This window comes from Serratia sp. YWN4, from assembly GCF_055790845.1.
Window position 1 is genome coordinate 5,466,141 of the sequence record NZ_CM147696.1, and the last position, 19,131, is coordinate 5,485,271.

The window sequence follows — 19,131 nt, forward strand, 5'->3', positions numbered from 1 at the left end:
TCACTTCTCCAGAGGGGTTGATGATTTTTGATTAACTGCCTGCTCAAACAGCGCGCGGCGGCGTAAAAAGGCGGATGACGGTGGGGCAATTTCAATCACGCTGCGATCACGGTTAATTTCTTGCCAACGATGGCAGGCCACCTGACGGCCACCGGCTAAAACCTGATTAATCGGCTCATATTGACGGCATTCGTCGCGAACGTGCGGGCAACGGGTATGAAAGCGGCAACCGCTGGGCGGCGAAGCCGGATTCGGCAGATCGCCCTGCAACATCGGTATCTCACGCTCAATGCCCGGTTTTAGCTGTGGCGCGCAGGCGATCAATGCCTGGGTATAAGGGTGCAGCGGCGCGTCGAAAATCTCATCGACGCTGGCCAGCTCGACGATCTGCCCCAAATACATCACCGCCACGCGATCGCTCATATGGCGGATCACCGCCAAGCCGTGCGCCACGATCACCATGGTCAAGCCAAACTGTGATTTCAGGTTCTCCAACAAGTTGACCACCTGTGCCTGCACCGACACATCCAGCGCAGAAACCGGCTCATCCCCCAGCAGCAGCTTAGGGCCGCTGGCCAGCGCGCGAGCAATGCCGATGCGCTGACGCTGGCCGCCGGAAAACTCGTGCGGATAGCGCTGCGCCCAGGCGGCAGGCAGGCCGACGGTGCGCAGCAGTTGATGCACCTTTTCCTGGCGATCGCGGCTCGACAGCGACTCATGCAGCCAGATCGGTTCGCCCACGATGTTTTCTACCGTCATGCGCGGGTTCAACGAGGCAAACGGATCCTGAAAAATAATCTGTAGCTCCCGGCGCAGTTGATTCAGCCGGGTGCCGCTGGCATGGGTAATCTCTTCCCCCTGATAAAATACCTGGCCGTGGCTGGCCGCGAGCAGGCGCAGCAGCAGGCGGCCGAGCGTCGATTTACCGGAACCGGACTCACCGACAATCGCCAGCGTTTCACCGGGCATCACTTGCAGCGAAACGCGGTCAACGGCAGTCACCTGTTTGTTACGTTTAAACAGCGACGTCGGGCCGCTAAAGGTTTTGCTTAAATCGGTACAGGCAAGAATAGGCGTTGTCATATCAATGCTCCCTGAGCCACGGAGTGTTCCAGCGGTGCGCGGAAACAGGCCACCTGATGCTGCGGATTCAGCACTTGCAGCGGGGGTTTTTGCTGATAGCAACGCGCTTCCGCGAACGGGCAGCGGGTGGCAAAACGGCAGCCAGCGGGCATCTGCTCCGGTAGCGGCACGTTGCCAGGAATGGTTGCCAGTTTGGCGCTGCGGGCACCGAGGCTGGGAATCGACCCCATCAAACCGATGGTGTAAGGGTGTTGAGGATCGTTAAACACCTCTGCCACCTCGCCGCTTTCCACCACCTGCCCGGCATACATCACCGCCACCCGCTGCGCCACTTCGGCCACCACCCCCAAATCGTGGGTTATCATCAGCACCGCAGTGCCGGTTTCCTGTTTAAGCTGGTTGAGCAGCACCAGGATTTGCGCCTGAATGGTGACGTCGAGCGCGGTGGTCGGCTCATCGGCAATCAACAGCTGCGGATGATTGATCAACGCCATGGCGATCATCACGCGCTGGCGCATCCCGCCAGAAAGTTGGTGCGGGTAAGCCTTCAAGCGCATTTCCGCCGCCGGGATCTGTACCTTTTCCAAAATCTCCAGCGCCAGTTCCATCGCCTCGCGGCGGCTGCAATTACGATGGCGCATCACCGCTTCGCTAAGCTGATCGCCAAGCGTAAACGCCGGATTAAGCGAGGTCATCGGCTCCTGAAAAATCATCGCCATCTGGTTGCCGCGCAGATCGGCATAGTCGCGAGGGCTTAACTGACGCAGATCGTGATGATTGAAGTACATCTCACCGCCATTGACCTGAGCACTGCTGGGCAATAATCCCATCAGCGCCAGCGAGGTAATGCTCTTGCCACAGCCGGACTCGCCCACCAGCGCTAGCGTTTCCCCTGCGTGGACGGTGAGCGAAATGTTATCCAGCACCGTGACCGGCGAACCGCTGAACTGGACGTTAAGATCGTGCAGGCGCAGCACCGCAGGGCTGGCAGAAGAAAGGGTCATGGCAGCTCCTCGTCACCCACATTGATCGCTTCAAGCAGCGCCTGTTGCAGCGCCAGCAGGTGCTCACGCATCGCCTGCGCGGCCTCCACCGGCTGGCGCGCCGCAATGTGCTGAATCAGGCGAACGTGGTGATGGTCATAGTTTTCCAGCCGCGCTGGCGTGCGGGCCTGCACGCGCAGGTGCTGCCAGGCGGGTTCACGGCGCACGGCATCAATGGCGTCAAACAGGCTGAGCATCAGGCGGTTGCCTGCGGCCTCGGCAATGGCGCGATGGAAAGCGCTGTCCCACAGCTCATGCTGATCGCTATCGTCCAGCGTGATGCGATGCATCCGTTCCAGCAGGCGCTGCATCAGGGCGATCTGCTCTTTGCTGGCACGCAGCGCGGCTAAACGCGCCAAGCCCGGTTCCAGTTGGATACGCGCTTCCATCACCTCCAACAGGTTCGACTGCTGCGGCAAATCCTGCAATTGCAGCGGCTGCACCGGCGCGGCCGGGCCAACAAACGTCCCCTTGCCCTGTTTGCGCCAGATCCGCCCTTCTTCTTCCAGCACGTTCAGCGCCCGGCGGATTTCGCGCCGCCCCACGGCAAAACGCTCCGCCAGCTCACGCTCCGTGGGCAAGGCCAGATCGGGTTGTATGTCATCTTGCTGGAGCAGTTGACGAAGTTTTTCCAATGCGGAACTGGAGTTTGCGGTACGGCCAGGCATTTCATCCATTATTGGTTCGCCTATATTTTCATCAAAAAAAGACCACATAGATTATAATTTTACAATTAATTAACAATCAAGCTACCATAAGGCTATTAAATACACAACACAGGTTATTAATACCTAAGCAAGAAAAGAACCAATTTTTATTGGTTCACCTCAACTAAAGCGAATTATCATTTAATGCATTGAATTAAATGATAATTATATTTACACGCGGCAGAGAAGAGAGAGTAAGTGCTTAAAGCAAGATGACGATCGGTGCGCCAAATTGGGGCATGGATGCCGCATTAGAGTGCATAGTCTGCTCTGTTTTATGACATAAAAAGCAATGTGGCCAACACGCAGAAAATTAGCTTATAATGCAATTTAACTTTTATGCTAATATTATGTCGCGAAGGGAAATACCGTGTTTAACGTAATATTGCACGATTATGTGCCGGATGAAATCAACGGATTACCACCGGTTGTCAGAGCTAAAATGATCCGTTTGATCGATAAACTAAAAATGAATGCGACAGCATTACGGGAACCTGATAGCAAACCCCTAAGGGACGGTCTGTTTGAACTCAGAACGATGGGAACAGATATCGCTAGAGGGCTGTATGTTTATCAGAAAAGGAAAAATATCTACCTGCTTAGAGTGTTCATCAAAAAAACACAGAAAACCCCTTCAGGGGAGATAATGCTCGCTTTTGAACGACTTGAGGAGATGCTCAATGAAGAAAGTTAAAGGTGTTACCTGGGAAGCGGTGAGGGCTGATTTGATGTCAGACCCTGATGTACAAGCGGCTTATGAAGCCGAAGAGCGGAAAGAACGCTTGCAAACCATGCTGGCTGAATGGCGTAGCCATGCAGGGTTAACACGCGCGCAAGTGGCTGAACGAATGGGCGTCACACCGCCAACGGTTTCACGTATGGAAGCTAATATCGTGAAAGCCAGTTTAGATACGCTGGTCAGATATGCCAAAGCTTGCGGTGTGGTACATCCCCAGATTACTTTGTAATGACTGACAGAGCTTTTAGTAAAGCGGCCCGGATGGCTGAAAAAACGGCCCTGAGGCTAACACCGTTCACTTAAGATATTTTAAGTGAACGGTGTTAAGCAATAACGCGACTTTCCCCTTAACGATAGGTTATTACTGCAATACCGAAATATCCGCCACCTGCAGGAACAGCTCGCGCAGCTTGCTCAGCAGCGTCAGGCGATTCACGCGCACTGCTTCATCTTCTGCCATCACCATCACGCCATCAAAGAAGGCATCCACGGTTTCGCGCAGTGCAGCCAGCTCAACCAACGCTTCCTGATAACGGCCTGCGGCGAAGTCCGGTTGCAGCTTGTCGCGCAGCACCACCAGGTGAGTCGCCAGCTTGAGTTCAGCCGGTTCTTTCAGCACGGAAGCACGCACCTGATCCAACAGAATATCGTTGGACTTGGCCAGAATATTGGAGACACGCTTGTTAGCCGCCGCCAATGCCGCTGCTTCTTCCAAGGTGCGGAAGTGAGTGACCGCCTTCACGCGTGCGTCAAAATCAGCCGGTTTGGTGGGGCGACGCGCCAATACCGCCTGAATAGTGTCTACCGCGTGGCCTTCTTCCTGATACCAGGCGCGGAAACGGCCCAGCATAAAGTCGACAACCTCGTCCACCACCTTGGCGTTGGTCAGCTTGCTGCCGTACAGGCGCACGGCCTCTTCGGTCAGGGTTTGCAGGTCCAGCGGCAGGTTTTTCTCGACAATGATACGCAGCACGCCCAGCGCGGCACGGCGCAGAGCAAACGGGTCTTTATCGCCCTTCGGATGTTGCCCGATGCCGAAAATACCGGCCAGGGTGTCCATCTTGTCGGCGATCGCCAATGAACAGGCTACCAGCGATTGCGGCAGTTCGTCACCGGCAAAACGCGGCTGATACTGTTCGTTCAGCGCCACGGCAACGTCTTCCGCTTCACCGTCGTGGCGTGCGTAGTGCATGCCCATCACGCCCTGGGTGTCGGTGAACTCGAACACCATGTTGGTCATCAGATCGCACTTCGACAGCAGCCCGGCGCGCGTGGCATGGTTGACGTCCGCGCCAATCTGCCCGGCAATCGAACCTGCCAGCGCCTGAATACGGTCGGTTTTGTCGCGCAAAGTACCCAACTGCTGTTGGAACAGCACGGTTTCCAGGCGCGGCAGGTGGTCTTCCAGGCGTTTTTTGCGATCGGTATTGAAGAAGAACTCAGCATCGGCCAAGCGCGGACGCACCACTTTCTCGTTACCGGAGATGATTTGCTGCGGATCTTTCGATTCGATGTTAGCCACGAAGATAAAGTTCGGCAGCAGTTTGCCTGCGGCGTCGTAGACCGGGAAATACTTCTGGTCGCCCTTCATGGTGTACACCAGCGCTTCTGCCGGTACCGCCAGGAATTTTTCTTCGAATTTAGCGGTCAGCACCACCGGCCACTCCACCAGCGAGGCCACTTCTTCCAGCAGGCTTTCGCTCAGATCGGCTTTGCCGCCAATCTTCTGTGCTGCCAGCTCGGCATCGCGCTTGATCAGCGCTTTGCGGGTTGCGTAATCGGCAATCACTTTACCGCGCTCTTGCAGGATCTGCGGGTATTGGTCGGCGTTGTCGATGGTGAATTCCGGCTCGCCCATAAAACGGTGGCCGCGAATCGTGCGCGCAGAATCAATACCCAGCACGGTGCCAGGGATCAGTTCCGCCCCCAGCAGCAGGGTGACGGTATGCACCGGGCGCACAAACTGGGTTTCTTTATCGCCCCAGCGCATCAGTTTCGGGATCGGCAATTTGGCCAGCGCAGTGCTCACCATGCCTGCCAGCAGTTGCTGCGCAGACTGGCCCGGCACGTGGGCGCGATACAGCAACCATTCGCCTTTGTCGGTCACCAGGCGTTCGGCCTGATCGACGGTGATACCGCAACCGCGCGCCCAGCCTTCAGCCGCTTTGCTCGGTTGGCCGCTGGCATCGAATGCCTGGGCGATCGCCGGGCCGCGTTTTTCAACTTCACGATCGGCCTGCGCAGCACTCAGGTTGGCTACTTTCAGCGCCAGGCGGCGCGGTGCGGCAAACCAGCTTACGGCACCGTGTTCAAGACCGGCGTTATCCAGCTCGGCGGTAAAATTCGCGGCAAAAGCTTCTGCCAGTGAGCGAAGAGCCTTCGGCGGCAGCTCTTCCGTGCCGATTTCCACCAGGAAAGTCTGTTGAGTCATGGCTGCCTCTATTATTTCTTATGACACATTGGGAAGCCCAGCGCTTCGCGGGAAGCGTAATAGGCCTCGGCAACGGCTTTGGTCAGCGTGCGGATACGCAGAATATAGCGCTGGCGCTCGGTCACCGAGATCGCCTTGCGTGCATCCAGCAGGTTGAAGGTGTGGGCAGCCTTCAGGATACGTTCGTAAGCCGGTAGCGGCAGCGGTTTTTCCAGCGCCAGCAGCGTTTGCGCTTCCTTCTCGTACTGCTCGAAGCAACTGAACAGGAAATCGACATCGGCGTATTCGAAGTTATAGGTAGACTGTTCCACTTCGTTCTGGTGGAACACATCACCGTAGGTGGTGATGCCCAATGGGCCGTTGCTCCACACCAGATCGTAAACGCTGTCCACGCTCTGGATGTACATCGCCAAACGTTCCAGGCCGTAGGTGATCTCGCCGGTAACCGGTTTACACTCCAGGCCGCCAACCTGCTGGAAGTAGGTGAACTGCGTCACTTCCATGCCGTTCAGCCACACTTCCCAGCCCAGGCCCCAAGCGCCGAGCGTCGGGTTTTCCCAGTTATCTTCTACGAAGCGGATATCGTGAATGGTCGGATCCAGACCCAGCTCTCTCAGTGAGCCCAGGTACAGTTCCTGAATGTTTTCCGGCGATGGCTTAATCGCCACCTGGAATTGATAATAGTGTTGCAGGCGGTTCGGGTTTTCCCCGTAACGGCCGTCGGTCGGGCGGCGTGATGGCTGCACGTAGGCGGTAGCCATCGGCTCCGGCCCCAGTGCGCGCAGGCACGTCATCGGGTGAGAGGTTCCCGCGCCGACTTCCATGTCCAGTGGTTGAACGATGGTGCAGCCTTGGCGCGCCCAATAGTCCTGCAATGTCAGGATCAGGCCCTGAAAGGTCTTGGTATCAAACTTTTGCATGTTAGATTCGCACGCGATACAAGTGGATTTAATGGAGTCCGCCAGTATACCCGTTGACCGTAAGATATACAGCCAGAATCCCGCAACAAGTGTGAATCATTGATCAAGTGGCCGCTGAATCAGGCCACTTGAAACAAGACCCTGCTCCAACTCGCGATCAGAACCGTGCGCTGATCCCAACGTTATACATAAATTGCTCGCCGCTGCTCAGGCCGCCGGTTTGCGAAACCGAGGTGAAAGCCGCGACCCGATCGGTCAGCGGCATATTGGCCCCCAACGTCATATTGACCCAGTTTTTATCCTGGCTGGCACTGTCACGGGTAAAGGAGGTCTGAGTGGATTTCAGCCCGCCACCCGCACGATAAACATCATCGCCAAACTGGTGCTGATAGCTCACCTCCGCATAGGGGTTGACCACGCCCAGTTGCGCGTCCAACCGCCACCCCAAGGCGGCAATCTGTGAACGATAAGTTTGATCGTTGAAACGCATCGCGGTGCTGTCGTTGCTGTCTTCACTGTAACCAGATACGTTGCTGTAATCCCAGGCAAACTGCGCCATCGGCCCGGTAGTCAAATAGGATGTCAGCGGGAAATCATAACCACCGGTTACGCGCGCCCCCCACTGCTTACCCGAGGTCGAGCCGGTTTCCGTGCGCGTGAGTGAGCCCAATTGCATACTGCGGCGAATATCGTCGTAATTCATCGTCATGTAATGCACATCGGCGTTCACCCAACCCTGTTCAAACAGCGATAAAGCGCTGAAAGCAGAGAACAACAAACCACGCGCTTTATATTCATAACGACTGGAGGGTTGTTGATCGTCATTGGAACCGGCCAGCAGCGCACCGATCAGCCAGTCATCCGTCAGCTGATAGTCCACGCCCAGCGTCAGATTATGCGTGGTGGCATCGCCATCACCCGCCACCCGATTGGCTGAGTAATCATAACGTTGACCTGCATAGCCCCCGAACACACCCAAGGAGCCTTGCGGATTATTGCCAGAGCGTAGCTGCTGAAAACGGCCGTCGAGAGTGGCTCGGCTGTCACGCGCCATGGCCGCTGTCGCCTGGTTGAGCGCCACCGCCTGCGCCGGGCCGTCGAGCACCGCCTGGATATAGTCAGCAATCAGTTGGTGTGCCTGCGGGCTAGGGTGGAAATGATCGGCAAACAGATAAGACTGGCTGGCATCAAAACCGGGCGTGGACGCGTTACATACTGCCGATGATACCCCAGCCGGGCAGGCCATCCCGGCGGTATTGGTGAAACCGAACTGCCCTGGGTTGGCGATTGCCTCACTGAACAGTTGATTGACATCAACACGCACGATATTGCCGCCACGTTGCGCCAGCAGGCGATCTTCGCTCTGATTATAAAAATCAGTGAGTTGCTCCGCCTGCGCACTCAGGCTGTCAAAGGCGGCGATCAGTTGCGCAGCAATCAATTGTTGCACCTGCGGATCCGCACTGCCCTGTGCCGCAGCGGCGCTCAACGCCTGATGAATCGCCTGCTGGCGCGCCGCGTTATCCGGTGTGGCCAGCGCATTGAGTGTGGCGTAGGCCGCCTGTATGGCTGCGCCCTGCACCGGAGAGAGCGCCTGCTGAATGATCAGCTCCATCAGCTGCGGCGTAGAACCAATATTCGGCACCGTCGGCACAATCACCGTTCCGGCACCGGCATTCAGCAATGAATGCACCTGCATCGCCGCCGCTGCGGCACTGAGGTAGGCCACTTCCGGTGCCGTTGCCGGATTCATGGCCGCCGCCGCCAAATCATTGCCGCCAATCCAGTGGATATAGAGCCCGTCGCTATCCGCTTGACCGTTAACCCGCGCAAGATAACGCTGTACCTGATCCTGCGTATTGTCCGCCGGGTTGAGCGTAGGCACCGCCACCCCACCACCCGCGGCATAGTTGTAACCGCCATCGTCGGAGGCCACCAGCGCAGCACCAATCCGCTGGGCCAGCGCTTCGTCATACAGCAGATGTTGACGGTTGTCATAGGTAAACCGGCCATTGTTGCCGGTGTCACTCAAACTGTCACCAAACACGTAGAGCTGATCGTAAGCCTGCACCGGAGCGCTGAGACAAAACGCCAAAGCCACTGCAAGCACCGCCGGGCGCGGTATGCAAATCGTTTTTAGAGGCATGAATGAGCTCCTCAGAGCCAGAGAAAATGAACAAAACCACCTTTTTATCGTTGACCACTCTCTCGCGGCCATGCAGTAAATATTGCGGGCTTTCACACTACGTCAAGTTAAGTGCTGATAAAATAATCAAAAGCTTGCCAACCAAACCGCTTCAGGCGATGATTACCTGTAAATAAACACAGCACAAGGAGCAGTAGCATGACCAGCGAGCGTTGCGGTTGGGTGACAACCGATCCGTTGTATCTTGAGTATCACGACAATGAATGGGGTACGCCAACCACCGATACACGAGAGCTGTTTGAAATGCTCTGCCTGGAGGGGCAACAGGCGGGGCTTTCCTGGATCACCGTCCTGAAAAAGCGTGAAAACTATCGCCGTGCCTTCCACAATTTCGATCCACAACGCGTTGTCGCCATGACCGAGCAGGATGTGGAAACCCTGCTGCAAGACAGCGGTATCATTCGCCATCGCGGTAAAATCGAAGCCATTATTACCAATGCCAAGATGTATCTGGCCATGGAGGCGGCCGGTGAAGACTTCGTCACCTTTATCTGGAGCTTTGTCGACGGCAAACCTCTGCTGAACCATTGGCCAGCGTTGAGCGACGTTCCGGCAAAAACCGAACGTTCAGATGCCATGTCCAAGGCGCTGAAAAAACGCGGCTTCAAATTTATCGGTTCCACCATCTGCTATGCCTTTATGCAGGCCAGTGGCTTGGTGAACGATCACCTGACCGGCTGTTTCAGCCACCCAAAGCAACGCAGGGCGTAATCCGCACTGCCTACCCGGCCGATATTGAAACATTGATGACGCTGTGGCTGGCAAGTACGACCCAGGCGCATCCGTTTATTGCGGCAGAGTATTGGCAGCAGAGTGCTCAACTGGTGCGTGAAAGCTATCTACCGCGGGCCGAAAACTGGGTTTATCTGTATGGCGGGCAGATCGTCGGTTTTATCAGCGTGCTGAATGAGCGTTTCATCGGCGCGCTGTTTGTTAAGCAGAGCTTTCATGGCAAAGCGGTCGGCCAGGCATTGATGACCTACGTGCAGCAGCGCCATAACTGGCTGAGCCTGGAAGTGTATGAGCAGAATCTGCGTGCCTGCGCATTTTACCGCAAGCAGGGTTTTCATCAGATGCAACGTCTGTTCAATCAGGAGACCCAAGCCTATACCTTGATCATGAACTGGGCCGCCGCTGACCCGCCTTATTCCTGAAGTGCTTCACCTCTCAATCCGTTGAGAAGAGGATCATTATCTTAAAAACCCCATTACCGCTGATAATTCAGCTTTTTCTGGTTCTCCTCTCACACATTGCCGGGTAATTTTCCCCGCAATGTCTGTAGGCATTTTCTGCTCCTTAGCGCGTCCATCTTGGATCAGCCAATGCAGATATTGAGGCCATTTAAGGGAAAACCATGAAAAAACGCATTGCGATTATTGCCGGTGCGATAGCCGTTGTTATGACGCTATCCGCTTGTACCACCAACCCCTATACCGGGGAATCACAAGCCGGTAAGGCGGGCATTGGTGCTGGCGTTGGCGCGGTTTTGGGGGCCGGAATCGGTGTGCTCTCTTCCTCGAAAAAAGATCGCGGCAAAGGGGCCCTGATCGGCGCAGCAGCCGGAGCGGCACTGGGCGGCGGAGCTGGTTATTACATGGATGTGCAGGAAGCCAAACTGCGCGAAAAAATGCAAGGAACCGGCGTCAGCGTTACCCGCCAGGGCGATAATATCGTGCTGAACATGCCGAATAACGTCACCTTCGATACCAACAGCAGCACGCTGAAACCGGCTGGAGCCAACACCCTGGTGGGCGTTGCCATGGTGCTGAAAGAGTATGAAAAAACGGCGGTTAACGTAGTCGGCCATACCGACAGCACCGGTACTCGCGCGCTCAACATGACTTTGTCACAGCAGCGTGCCGATGGCGTTGCTAGCGCCCTGATCACCCAGGGCGTTGCCGCCAATCGCATCCGTTCCAGCGGCGTTGGCCCGGATCAGCCGATAGCCTCCAACAGCACCGCTGAAGGCAAAGCGCAAAACCGCCGCGTTGAGATCACGCTCAGCCCATTGTAATCATGCCGCGCGGGGCGTGAGCCCCGCTGATTTCAGCACCTCATACCGCAATTTTGCAGAACAACCCCGTCCTTCTCCGCTCAGCGCTTTATGTTATTTTAAACAAATCGTTATCTTGCTGGAGTTTGTGATGAAGCCTTCCATTGTGTTGTACAAAAGCATCCCCTGCGATCTGCATAAACGGCTGGAGCAACATTTTACCGTTCATGCCTTTGACGACCTGAACCCAGAAAACCCCACCGCCTTGAAACAGGCATTGCAACAGGCTGAAGGGATCATCGGTTCCGGCGGCAAAATTGACGACGCTTTCTTGCAGCAGGCACCCAAGCTGCGCGCGGCTTCAACCATAGCCGTGGGTTACGATAACTTTGACGTTGATGCACTCAACGCGCGTAACATAGCGCTGATGCACACCCCGACCGTGCTGACCGAAACCGTTGCCGATACCCTGATGGGTTTGATGTTAGCCACCGCGCGCCGTATGGTCGAAGTAGCCGAACGAGTGAAGGCCGGTGAATGGCAGGAAAGCATCGATTCTGATTGGTATGGCGTGGACGTGCACCATAAAACCATCGGCATTCTCGGCATGGGCCGCATCGGCCTGGCGCTGGCACAGCGTGCACACTTCGGCTTCGGGATGCCGGTGCTGTATAACGCGCGCCGCGTTCATCAGGAAGCGGAGCAACGCTTTAACGCCCGCCGCTGCGATCTCGACACGCTGCTGGCCGAATCTGACTTTGTCTGCATTGTTCTGCCGCTGACCGACGAAACCTTCCATATCATTGGCCGCGAACAGCTGGCGAAGATGAAGAACAGCGGCATCCTGATTAACGCGGGCCGTGGCCCGGTGGTCGATGAAGCGGCGCTGATCGAAGCCCTGCAAAACGGTACGATCCACGCAGCAGGGCTGGATGTGTTCGAACAAGAACCGTTAGCGGTGAACTCGCCGCTGCTGAAGATGCCGAACGTGGTTGCGTTGCCGCACATTGGTTCTGCTACTCATGAAACCCGTTACGGTATGGCCGCCTGCGCAGTGGATAACCTGATTGCCGCGCTGACCGGCACGGTGCAAGAAAACTGCGTCAATCCGCAGGTGCTGCAAACGGCATTGTAAGTATGCCCAGATTGGCTGATTGTGCAGCAGCGGACAAATGTCTATACTTGAGTAAGACAAATGAGAATTCCGGAGGTGTTATGCGCACATTCAGCCCATCGAAAAGACCAACCAGTAACGAACTGTGGCGCTCTGCCGGTTTCCCGGCCAGCAGGGGGCCAGAGTTGATCCTGCGCTTGCGCCAAGGCTTACCGGTATCGGTGATTGAAACCATCCACAGTTGGGCGGGTTTTCCTAAAGCGGATATCCTGCGCATCACCGGCATCAATGCCAAAACGCTGAGCCGCAGAAAAGCAGGCAGCGGGATATTAAGCCCGGATGAGAGCGAGAAGATCGCACGTTTAATCCGCGTGGCTGATGCTGCCGTCACGCTGTTCGAGGGCGATCGTGAAAAAGCCGTAAGCTGGATGCGCAAGCCCGTGCGTGGCCTGGCGAATGAAACCCCGGAGAGCCTGCTGAACACCGAAAGCGGGGCGGTTGAGGTGCTCGATCTTATCGGCAGACTCGAGCACGGCGTTTTCTCGTGATCGGCTATCGCATCGTAAAAACCAAGTACCTGGATAGCGCCTGGTCAGGCTACGGTGCCCAGCAATACGGCGGCCGCTGGAACCACAAAGGCAAAGCCATGATCTATTTGGCAACCTCGGTTTCATTGGCGATGCTCGAATGCCTGGTGCATTTCGATGATGCAGCGCTGTTGCAGCATTACACCTTGCTGAGCATTGAAGTTGCGGACACGGAGATTATTACCTTAGAACCCAGCGCATTGCCTGCCAACTGGCAGCAATTAACCGCGCCGCAAGAAACCATGGATATCGGCTCTGAATGGCTGGATTCAGCCACCTCTGTGGGCTTATTGGTTCCCTCAGCGGTGGTGCCGATGGAAAACAACCTACTGATTAACCCGCAACACGCTGATTTCGCCACCTACCTTGCCAGCGCTCAGGCGATACCGCATCTGTTTGACGCAAGACTGAAATAACGGCGGGATTAATACTTTTCCAGCGGGCGCCTGCGCGTATGGAATACCCTGAGAATATGTATTTCATCGTTTTTAATTCTGTAGGGGATCAGATAAGGAAAGGTTTGCATCACAATTTCCCGCGTCCCCATCACTCTGCCCGCCCGGCTTAACGCCGGATTGGTAACCAGTAAGTTCACTAAGCGAAAAACTTCTCTGGCAAATTCGGCCGCAGCTTGCGGGTTCTCTTGGTAAAGCCAGTCATATTCATCATCAAAATTGATGGCGGCTTTCCTTAGCCATTTAATCTCCATCTGGATCAATCACTCCCATCTGCTTAAAACGGGCGGCCATTTCATGTTCCGAAGCAAAATCACCCTCGTCCGCCTCAATAATTGCCTGTTGAATTTCAGCAATCTGCCAGGCTTCACGGTTTAAAAAATCCCGAATCGCTTGCGCTGCCAGGAAGGATTTGGTTCTGCCGGTCGCTTCAGCCAATGCTTCAAGCTGCTGGGAGAGATCGTCGGAGAGTCGAACAGACATCACGCTCATAGGGTTTACCTCATACTACAATGTATACATCGTAATATAGATTAAAAAAACAGCAGAACATAGTCAAACCTCTCCCCCTGCCCCCTCCGCCCCTAAATTCCTGCCAGGGGATGAGGCGATTTTTTCTACGCTCAGCAAACTGGGCACTACCCTAGGATAAAAACGCTTCCTGCCATGCGTAAGGAGAGCCATGAAACGCCTGACATTTCCTCTGTTAATGCTGCTGTCACCCGCAGCCTTAGCCAACTGGACGCTGCAAAGCTTCCCTGCCTTTAACGAACCTTCCAGCGGGCTGTTTATCAGCCAGGCTACGTTGCCAAAAGGGCAACTGCCGTTGCAGCTTTACCAGAACCAACAGTGCTGGCAACCGGCAGAAGCAATAAAACTCAATCAGCCCCTGTCGCTGCAACCTTGCGGTGATCATGCACCGGCCAGTTGGCGACTGTTCCGCAGTGGCGAGTATCAGGTGCGTATCGACACGCGCAGCGGCACCCCAACGTTGCAGCTCAGCCTGAAAACCGAACCGGAAAACAGCGTGGCTGCCGTGGCGCACACCTGCCAACGTTGGGACGGCAAACCGGTCACCATCGCCGTTAACGGCATCTTCGCCGAAGGCGAAATGGTACGCGATTTCTACTCCGGCCAAACCGCGAAAGTCACGCTGGGCAAAGTCACCCTGCAACCGGCGGCCAACAGCGGCGGCATACTGCTACTGGAATCTGCCGCCACGCAGCGGCAGGCCGCCTTCAATTGGCACAACGCCACGGTCTATTTTGTGCTGACCGATCGCTTTGCAAACGGCAACCCCGCCAACGATCACAGCTATGGCCGCCGCAGCGATGGTATGCAGGAGATCGGCACCTTCCACGGTGGCGATCTTGCCGGGCTGACGCAAAAACTGGACTATCTGCAACAGCTTGGCGTCAATGCACTGTGGATCAGCTCACCGCTGGAGCAGATCCACGGTTGGGTTGGCGGCGGCACCAAAGGCGATTTCCCGCATTATGCCTATCACGGCTACTACCATCAGGATTGGACCAAGCTCGATGCCAACATGGGCAACGAACAGGAGCTGCATAACCTGGTAGAGCAGGCACACCAGCGCGGTATCCGCATTCTGTTTGACGTGGTGGTCAATCACGTCGGCTACGCCACGCTGACCGATATGCAGCAGTTTCAGTTCGGTTCGCTGTATCTGAAAGACAGCGAGCTTGAAAAAACCTTGGGCAAAAACTGGGGCGATTGGCAACCGGGGCCAGGCCAGAGCTGGCACAGTTTCAACGACTACATTAATTTCAGCGATAAAGCAGGCTGGAGCCAATGGTGGGGCAAAAACTGGATCCGCACCGATATTGGCGACTACGATTCACCGGGCTTTAACGATCTGACCATGTCGCTGGCGTTCCTGCCGGATATCAAGACCGAAGCGCCCGGTGCTAGCGGCCTGCCGCTGTTTTATCGCCATAAGCCAGACACCGCCGCGCGTGAAATCCCCGGAGCCACCACCCGCGACTATCTGACTATCTGGCTCAGCCAGTGGGTGCGTGATTACGGCATTGATGGTTTCCGCGTCGACACCGCCAAGCACGTCGAAAAACCGACGCTGGCGTTGCTGAAACAGCGCGCCGCCACGGCGCTGGCAGAGTGGAAGGCGGCTAATCCTAAACAGGCGCTGGACGATGCGCCGTTCTGGATGACCGGCGAAGCCTGGGGCCACGGCGTGATGAAAAGCGATTACTACCAGAATGGCTTCGATGCGATGATCAACTTCGATTTCCAAGATCAGGCCGCACAGGCGTTAGACTGTTTCTCCACTATCGACACTACCTATCAGCAGATGGCCGATAAGCTGCAAGGGTTCAACGTGCTGAGCTATCTCTCCTCGCACGATACGCGCCTGTTCTTCACCAACGATGCCAAAAGCTCACTGCCATTGCAGCAACGGGCAGCAGATCTGCTGTTGCTGGCACCGGGTGCGGTGCAGATTTATTACGGTGATGAAAGCGGCAGGCCATTCGGCCCCACTGGCTCCGATCCGCTGCAAGGCACGCGTTCTGATATGAACTGGGATGAGCTGAAAGGGGCCAAAGCGCCGTTGCTGGCGCACTGGCAGGTGCTGGGCCAGTTCCGCGCCCGCCACCCGGCGATCGGCGCAGGAACCCAGCAGTCGCAGCAAACGCCAAGTTACTATGCGTTCAGCCGCCAGCATGATGGTGATAAAGTGATGGTGGCGTGGGCTGGTGATCGGTCACAATAATTCAGCAGGTTATGCTAGCAAAAACCCGCGGGGCGATATCTCTCCCCAGCGGGGGAAATATCGCCGCATTGCACCGGCATTTGTCTGGCGTTATGGTGGTGGTTCACTTGCTAATAACAATACTGTGTACCTATGACTTTTTCTCTTTTCGGCGACAAATTTACCCGTTACGCGGGCATCACCCGCTTGATGGACGATATGAACGACGGCCTGCGCACTCCTGGCGCTATCATGCTCGGCGGCGGTAACCCGGCGCATATCCCAGAGATGGAAAGCTACTTCAAACAGCTGTGCCAAGAGATGCTCGATCAGGGCAAACTGACCGAGGCACTCTGCAACTACGATGGCCCACAGGGTAAAAACACCCTGCTGAAAGCGCTGGCCAAACTGTTGCAGGAAGAGTTGGGTTGGCCGATCGAACCACAGAATATTGCACTGACCAACGGCAGCCAAAGCGCGTTTTTCTACTTGTTCAACCTGTTCGCTGGCCGCTATGCCGACGGCAGCCGCCGCCGCGTGCTGTTCCCGCTGGCACCGGAGTATATCGGCTACGCCGATTCCGGGCTGGACGAAGGGCTGTTTGTCTCTGCCAAACCCAATATCGAACTGCTGCCGGACGGCCAGTTCAAGTATCACGTCGATTTTGAACATCTGAATATCGGCGACGATATCGGTATGATCTGCGTTTCACGCCCGACCAACCCGACCGGCAACGTGATCACCGACGAAGAGCTGATGAAGCTCGATGTGCTGGCGCAGCAACGGGACATCCCGCTGGTGATCGACAACGCCTACGGCGTGCCCTTCCCCGGCATTATCTTCAGCGAAGCGACGCCGCTGTGGAACCCGAATATCATTCTGTGCATGAGCCTGTCCAAACTTGGCCTGCCGGGCTCACGCTGCGGTATCGTGATTGCCGATGAGAAAGTCATCACCGCGCTCACCAATATGAACGGCATTATCAGCCTGTCGCCGGGCAGCATCGGCCCGGCCTTGGCAACGGAGATGATCGAACGCGGCGATCTGCTGCGTTTATCCAATGAGGTCATTCGCCCGTTCTATAAGCAACGTGTCGAGCAGACCATCGGCATTCTGCGCCGCCATCTGCCACCGGAGCGTTGCCTGATCCACAAACCGGAAGGGGCGATTTTCCTCTGGTTATGGTTCAAAGATCTGCCGATCAGCACCGAATTGCTGTATCAGCGCCTGAAAAAACGCGGCGTGCTGATGGTGCCGGGCCACTACTTCTTCCCTGGGTTGGAACATGAATGGCCGCATACGCATCAATGTATGCGCATGAACTATGTGCCTGATCCGGAACAAATTGAACGTGGCGTAATGATATTGGCAGAAGAAGTCGAGCGGGCACATCAGGAAGCGGGTTAAATCAGTAAGGGCTCTGCTTGCAGAGCCCCAAGTATAGCTACATCGTCCAGAACAATACCGCCAGCAGTTGCGGGGACATAATACGCAGGAACATCGCCAGCGGATACACCGTGGCATAAGACAGCGCCGCCGCACCGCTGGTTGGATGCAGCCCGTTGGCAAAGGCCAGCGCCGGTGGATCGGTCATCGAACCAGCCAACATGCCGGAGAGCGTCAGGTAGTTCATCTTGCCCACCACCCGGGCAAGCACCCCCACGGTGATCAGCGGAATAGCGGTGATCAATACGCCATAGCCCACCCATGCCATGCCATCGCCATGCAGCAGGGTATCGATAAAGTTACCGCCCGACTTCAGGCCGACGACCGCCAGAAACAGCACGATCCCCAACTCACGCAACGCCAGGTTGGCACTGGGCGGCATAAACCAGTACAGCTTGCCGATGCTGCCGATACGCCCCAGGATCAACGCCACCACCAGCGGGCCACCCGCCAGCCCCAAGCGCAACGCCGCCGGGAAACCGGGAATAAACAGCGGGATCGACCCCAGCAACACGCCCAAGCCGATACCGATAAACACCGGTAGCATCTGCACCTGTTGCAGCTTCTGCTTGGCGTTGCCGACAATCGCCGCCACGGCTTCGATCGCCTCTGGCCGCCCGACCAGGTTGAGAATATCGCCGAACTGTAGCGTGACATTGCTGCCCGCCACCAGCTCTACCCCGGAACGATTGAGGCGCGAAACCACCACGTCGTATTTCTGCTTCAGATTCAGATCGCGGATTTTTTTGCCCAGCACCTTTTCGTTGGTGACCACCGCACGCACCACTTGCAGCGCCGTGCCCTGCGTGGAGAGCGAGACATCCACCTCCTCGCCGATCACCAACCGGGCGTTTTCCAGCTGTTCACGCATACCGACCAGGTGCAGGAAATCCCCCAGTTCCAGCTTCTCCTGCGGGGCGGGCACCATCAGCAAGTCACCGCGCTTAAGGCGCGAGCAGATAATGTCGTCACTGTTGAGCAGCGGCACGTTCTTGATCGCTATACCATGCAGGTTAGGGTTACGCACCGCCACGTTCATGGTTTGCAGCAGTTCGCGATTATTACCTAAGCTGCTTTCAAACTCCTGCGCTTCCTTTTCGATATTGATGCGGAAGAACAGGCGGATCAGCCACATCACCAGCAGAATGCCGCAGATCCCGAACGGATAGGCCATCGCATACCCCATCCCCATGCGATTCACCAAGGCCGGATCGGAACCCAGATCGGTGAGGATTTGCTGCCCGGCCCCCAGCGCCGGGGTGTTGGTTACCGCACCGGAGAATACGCCAAGAATGATCGGCAGCGGCACGGCAAACAGTTTGTGTACAATCGCTGCCACCACGCCGCCTACCAGCACCAGCAAAATGGCAAAGCCATTCAGCCGCAGGCCGGATACGCGCAGGGACGAAAAGAAACCAGGGCCAACCTGAATACCGATGGTGTAAACAAACAGGATCAGACCGAATTCCTGAATAAAGTGCAGCATGTCGCCGTTAAGGCTGATTTGATAAGTCTGGGCAAAGTGTCCGACGATAATACCGCCAAACAGCACCCCACCAATCCCCAGCCCGACGCCGTACACTTTCCAGTTTCCGATCCACAATCCGAGAATAGCCACCAACGCCAACATGCTGACGGTCAGGGCAATATCACTCATACGTCACATCCTTACCTCAAGT

At 56.1% G+C, this 19,131-nt stretch carries 19 protein-coding genes; 10 read left to right on the forward strand and 9 right to left on the reverse strand.

Annotated elements, in window-relative coordinates; all coding sequences use genetic code 11:
* The 3 genes from ACX9GT_RS25110 to ACX9GT_RS25120 are packed head-to-tail and all read right to left on the reverse strand — an operon-like array spanning window position 1 to window position 2,803.
* Entirely contained in the window at window positions 1-1,083 is a 1,083-nt protein-coding gene (locus tag ACX9GT_RS25110) for an ABC transporter ATP-binding protein (RefSeq protein WP_473189211.1), read from the reverse strand.
* Window positions 1,080-2,087, reverse strand: a complete 1,008-nt coding sequence (locus ACX9GT_RS25115; protein WP_473189212.1) for an ABC transporter ATP-binding protein — start codon at window positions 2,085-2,087, stop codon at window positions 1,080-1,082. The genes ACX9GT_RS25110 and ACX9GT_RS25115 overlap by 4 nt, the downstream gene beginning before the upstream one ends.
* Window positions 2,084-2,803 carry a FadR/GntR family transcriptional regulator gene (locus ACX9GT_RS25120; RefSeq protein ID WP_473189213.1) on the reverse strand — a complete coding sequence of 240 codons (720 nt, stop codon included), beginning with the start codon at window positions 2,801-2,803 and terminating at the stop codon, window positions 2,084-2,086. The genes ACX9GT_RS25115 and ACX9GT_RS25120 overlap by 4 nt, the downstream gene beginning before the upstream one ends.
* A gap of 400 nt (window positions 2,804-3,203) precedes the next feature.
* On the opposite strand from ACX9GT_RS25120, the gene ACX9GT_RS25125 reads away from it, so the two are divergent.
* Together ACX9GT_RS25125 and ACX9GT_RS25130 are read left to right on the forward strand one after the other, a co-directional pair.
* The gene (locus ACX9GT_RS25125; RefSeq protein WP_473189214.1) at window positions 3,204-3,527 is read left to right on the forward strand and encodes a type II toxin-antitoxin system RelE/ParE family toxin; all 324 of its coding nucleotides are present in this window, start codon (window positions 3,204-3,206) and stop codon (window positions 3,525-3,527) included.
* Complete coding sequence (locus tag ACX9GT_RS25130) at window positions 3,514-3,801, forward strand: helix-turn-helix domain-containing protein (RefSeq protein ID WP_473189215.1); 288 nt, start codon at window positions 3,514-3,516, stop codon at window positions 3,799-3,801. The genes ACX9GT_RS25125 and ACX9GT_RS25130 overlap by 14 nt, the downstream gene beginning before the upstream one ends.
* Window positions 3,802-3,933: 132 nt before the next feature.
* On the opposite strand, the gene glyS is transcribed toward ACX9GT_RS25130, so the two are convergent.
* The 3 genes from glyS to ACX9GT_RS25145 all read right to left on the reverse strand — a co-directional run bounded on the left by glyS (window position 3,934) and on the right by ACX9GT_RS25145 (window position 9,069).
* Window positions 3,934-6,003 carry a glycine--tRNA ligase subunit beta gene (glyS, locus tag ACX9GT_RS25135; protein ID WP_473189216.1) on the reverse strand — a complete coding sequence of 690 codons (2,070 nt, stop codon included), beginning with the start codon at window positions 6,001-6,003 and terminating at the stop codon, window positions 3,934-3,936.
* 11 nt (window positions 6,004-6,014) lie between these two features.
* Window positions 6,015-6,923, reverse strand: a complete 909-nt coding sequence (glyQ, locus tag ACX9GT_RS25140) for a glycine--tRNA ligase subunit alpha (RefSeq protein ID WP_473189217.1) — start codon at window positions 6,921-6,923, stop codon at window positions 6,015-6,017.
* A 157-nt stretch (window positions 6,924-7,080) separates the two neighbouring features.
* Entirely contained in the window at window positions 7,081-9,069 is a 1,989-nt protein-coding gene (locus tag ACX9GT_RS25145) for an autotransporter outer membrane beta-barrel domain-containing protein (RefSeq protein ID WP_473189218.1), read from the reverse strand.
* A 198-nt stretch (window positions 9,070-9,267) separates the two neighbouring features.
* On the opposite strand from ACX9GT_RS25145, the gene ACX9GT_RS25150 reads away from it, so the two are divergent.
* The 6 genes from ACX9GT_RS25150 (at window position 9,268) to ACX9GT_RS25175 (ending at window position 13,239) form a co-directional block, all read left to right on the forward strand.
* Window positions 9,268-9,840, forward strand: coding sequence for a DNA-3-methyladenine glycosylase I (locus tag ACX9GT_RS25150; RefSeq protein WP_473189219.1), 573 nt, complete (start codon window positions 9,268-9,270; stop codon window positions 9,838-9,840).
* Window positions 9,841-9,875: 35 nt separating this feature from the next.
* A complete protein-coding gene (locus ACX9GT_RS25155) occupies window positions 9,876-10,283 on the forward strand; it encodes an N-acetyltransferase (RefSeq protein ID WP_473189220.1) in 408 nt (135 codons plus the stop codon).
* Between the two features lie 200 nt (window positions 10,284-10,483).
* Entirely contained in the window at window positions 10,484-11,143 is a 660-nt protein-coding gene (locus ACX9GT_RS25160) for an OmpA family lipoprotein (RefSeq protein ID WP_473189221.1), read from the forward strand.
* Between the two features lie 130 nt (window positions 11,144-11,273).
* Window positions 11,274-12,257, forward strand: a complete 984-nt coding sequence (ghrB, locus tag ACX9GT_RS25165) for a glyoxylate/hydroxypyruvate reductase GhrB (RefSeq protein WP_473189222.1) — start codon at window positions 11,274-11,276, stop codon at window positions 12,255-12,257.
* Between the two features lie 80 nt (window positions 12,258-12,337).
* The gene (gene parS, locus ACX9GT_RS25170) at window positions 12,338-12,784 is read left to right on the forward strand and encodes a type II RES/Xre toxin-antitoxin system antitoxin (RefSeq protein ID WP_473189223.1); all 447 of its coding nucleotides are present in this window, start codon (window positions 12,338-12,340) and stop codon (window positions 12,782-12,784) included.
* Window positions 12,781-13,239 (forward strand): RES family NAD+ phosphorylase, encoded by a 459-nt coding sequence (locus tag ACX9GT_RS25175; RefSeq protein ID WP_473189224.1) that lies wholly within the window; start codon window positions 12,781-12,783, stop codon window positions 13,237-13,239. The genes parS and ACX9GT_RS25175 overlap by 4 nt, the downstream gene beginning before the upstream one ends.
* Window positions 13,240-13,247: 8 nt before the next feature.
* Here ACX9GT_RS25175 and ACX9GT_RS25180 read toward each other — a convergent pair whose 3' ends face one another.
* Together ACX9GT_RS25180 and ACX9GT_RS25185 are read right to left on the reverse strand one after the other, a co-directional pair.
* Window positions 13,248-13,532 carry a type II toxin-antitoxin system RelE/ParE family toxin gene (locus tag ACX9GT_RS25180; protein ID WP_473189225.1) on the reverse strand — a complete coding sequence of 95 codons (285 nt, stop codon included), beginning with the start codon at window positions 13,530-13,532 and terminating at the stop codon, window positions 13,248-13,250.
* Window positions 13,522-13,770 (reverse strand): CopG family ribbon-helix-helix protein, encoded by a 249-nt coding sequence (locus tag ACX9GT_RS25185; RefSeq protein WP_473189226.1) that lies wholly within the window; start codon window positions 13,768-13,770, stop codon window positions 13,522-13,524. The genes ACX9GT_RS25180 and ACX9GT_RS25185 overlap by 11 nt, the downstream gene beginning before the upstream one ends.
* Before the next feature lie 190 nt (window positions 13,771-13,960).
* Here ACX9GT_RS25185 and ACX9GT_RS25190 point away from each other — a divergent pair, with 190 nt between their 5' ends.
* Entirely contained in the window at window positions 13,961-16,027 is a 2,067-nt protein-coding gene (locus tag ACX9GT_RS25190) for an alpha-amylase (protein ID WP_473189227.1), read from the forward strand.
* Window positions 16,028-16,159: 132 nt separating this feature from the next.
* The gene (locus tag ACX9GT_RS25195) at window positions 16,160-17,413 is read left to right on the forward strand and encodes a valine--pyruvate transaminase (protein WP_473189228.1); all 1,254 of its coding nucleotides are present in this window, start codon (window positions 16,160-16,162) and stop codon (window positions 17,411-17,413) included.
* A gap of 37 nt (window positions 17,414-17,450) precedes the next feature.
* Here ACX9GT_RS25195 and ACX9GT_RS25200 read toward each other — a convergent pair whose 3' ends face one another.
* Window positions 17,451-19,109, reverse strand: a complete 1,659-nt coding sequence (locus tag ACX9GT_RS25200) for a putative transporter (RefSeq protein ID WP_473189229.1) — start codon at window positions 19,107-19,109, stop codon at window positions 17,451-17,453.
* Window positions 19,110-19,131: the final 22 nt, after the last annotated feature.

Bases quoted from the DNA above. Each gene is read 5' to 3' on its own strand.
- ACX9GT_RS25155 (WP_473189220.1), top strand. From the start codon at position 9,876: ATGACGCTGTGGCTGGCAAGTACGACCCAGGCGCATCCGTTTATTGCG.
- ACX9GT_RS25130 (WP_473189215.1), top strand. From the start codon at position 3,514: ATGAAGAAAGTTAAAGGTGTTACCTGGGAAGCGGTGAGGGCTGATTTG.
- ACX9GT_RS25185 (WP_473189226.1), bottom strand. From the start codon at position 13,770: ATGAGCGTGATGTCTGTTCGACTCTCCGACGATCTCTCCCAGCAGCTT.
- ACX9GT_RS25160 (WP_473189221.1), top strand. From the start codon at position 10,484: ATGAAAAAACGCATTGCGATTATTGCCGGTGCGATAGCCGTTGTTATG.
- ACX9GT_RS25200 (WP_473189229.1), bottom strand. From the start codon at position 19,109: ATGAGTGATATTGCCCTGACCGTCAGCATGTTGGCGTTGGTGGCTATT.
- ACX9GT_RS25110 (WP_473189211.1), bottom strand. From the start codon at position 1,083: ATGACAACGCCTATTCTTGCCTGTACCGATTTAAGCAAAACCTTTAGC.
- glyS (WP_473189216.1), bottom strand. From the start codon at position 6,003: ATGACTCAACAGACTTTCCTGGTGGAAATCGGCACGGAAGAGCTGCCG.
- parS (WP_473189223.1), top strand. From the start codon at position 12,338: ATGCGCACATTCAGCCCATCGAAAAGACCAACCAGTAACGAACTGTGG.
- glyQ (WP_473189217.1), bottom strand. From the start codon at position 6,923: ATGCAAAAGTTTGATACCAAGACCTTTCAGGGCCTGATCCTGACATTG.
- ACX9GT_RS25145 (WP_473189218.1), bottom strand. From the start codon at position 9,069: ATGCCTCTAAAAACGATTTGCATACCGCGCCCGGCGGTGCTTGCAGTG.
- ACX9GT_RS25150 (WP_473189219.1), top strand. From the start codon at position 9,268: ATGACCAGCGAGCGTTGCGGTTGGGTGACAACCGATCCGTTGTATCTT.
- ACX9GT_RS25190 (WP_473189227.1), top strand. From the start codon at position 13,961: ATGAAACGCCTGACATTTCCTCTGTTAATGCTGCTGTCACCCGCAGCC.
- ACX9GT_RS25180 (WP_473189225.1), bottom strand. From the start codon at position 13,532: ATGGAGATTAAATGGCTAAGGAAAGCCGCCATCAATTTTGATGATGAA.
- ACX9GT_RS25120 (WP_473189213.1), bottom strand. From the start codon at position 2,803: ATGGATGAAATGCCTGGCCGTACCGCAAACTCCAGTTCCGCATTGGAA.
- ghrB (WP_473189222.1), top strand. From the start codon at position 11,274: ATGAAGCCTTCCATTGTGTTGTACAAAAGCATCCCCTGCGATCTGCAT.
- ACX9GT_RS25195 (WP_473189228.1), top strand. From the start codon at position 16,160: ATGACTTTTTCTCTTTTCGGCGACAAATTTACCCGTTACGCGGGCATC.
- ACX9GT_RS25115 (WP_473189212.1), bottom strand. From the start codon at position 2,087: ATGACCCTTTCTTCTGCCAGCCCTGCGGTGCTGCGCCTGCACGATCTT.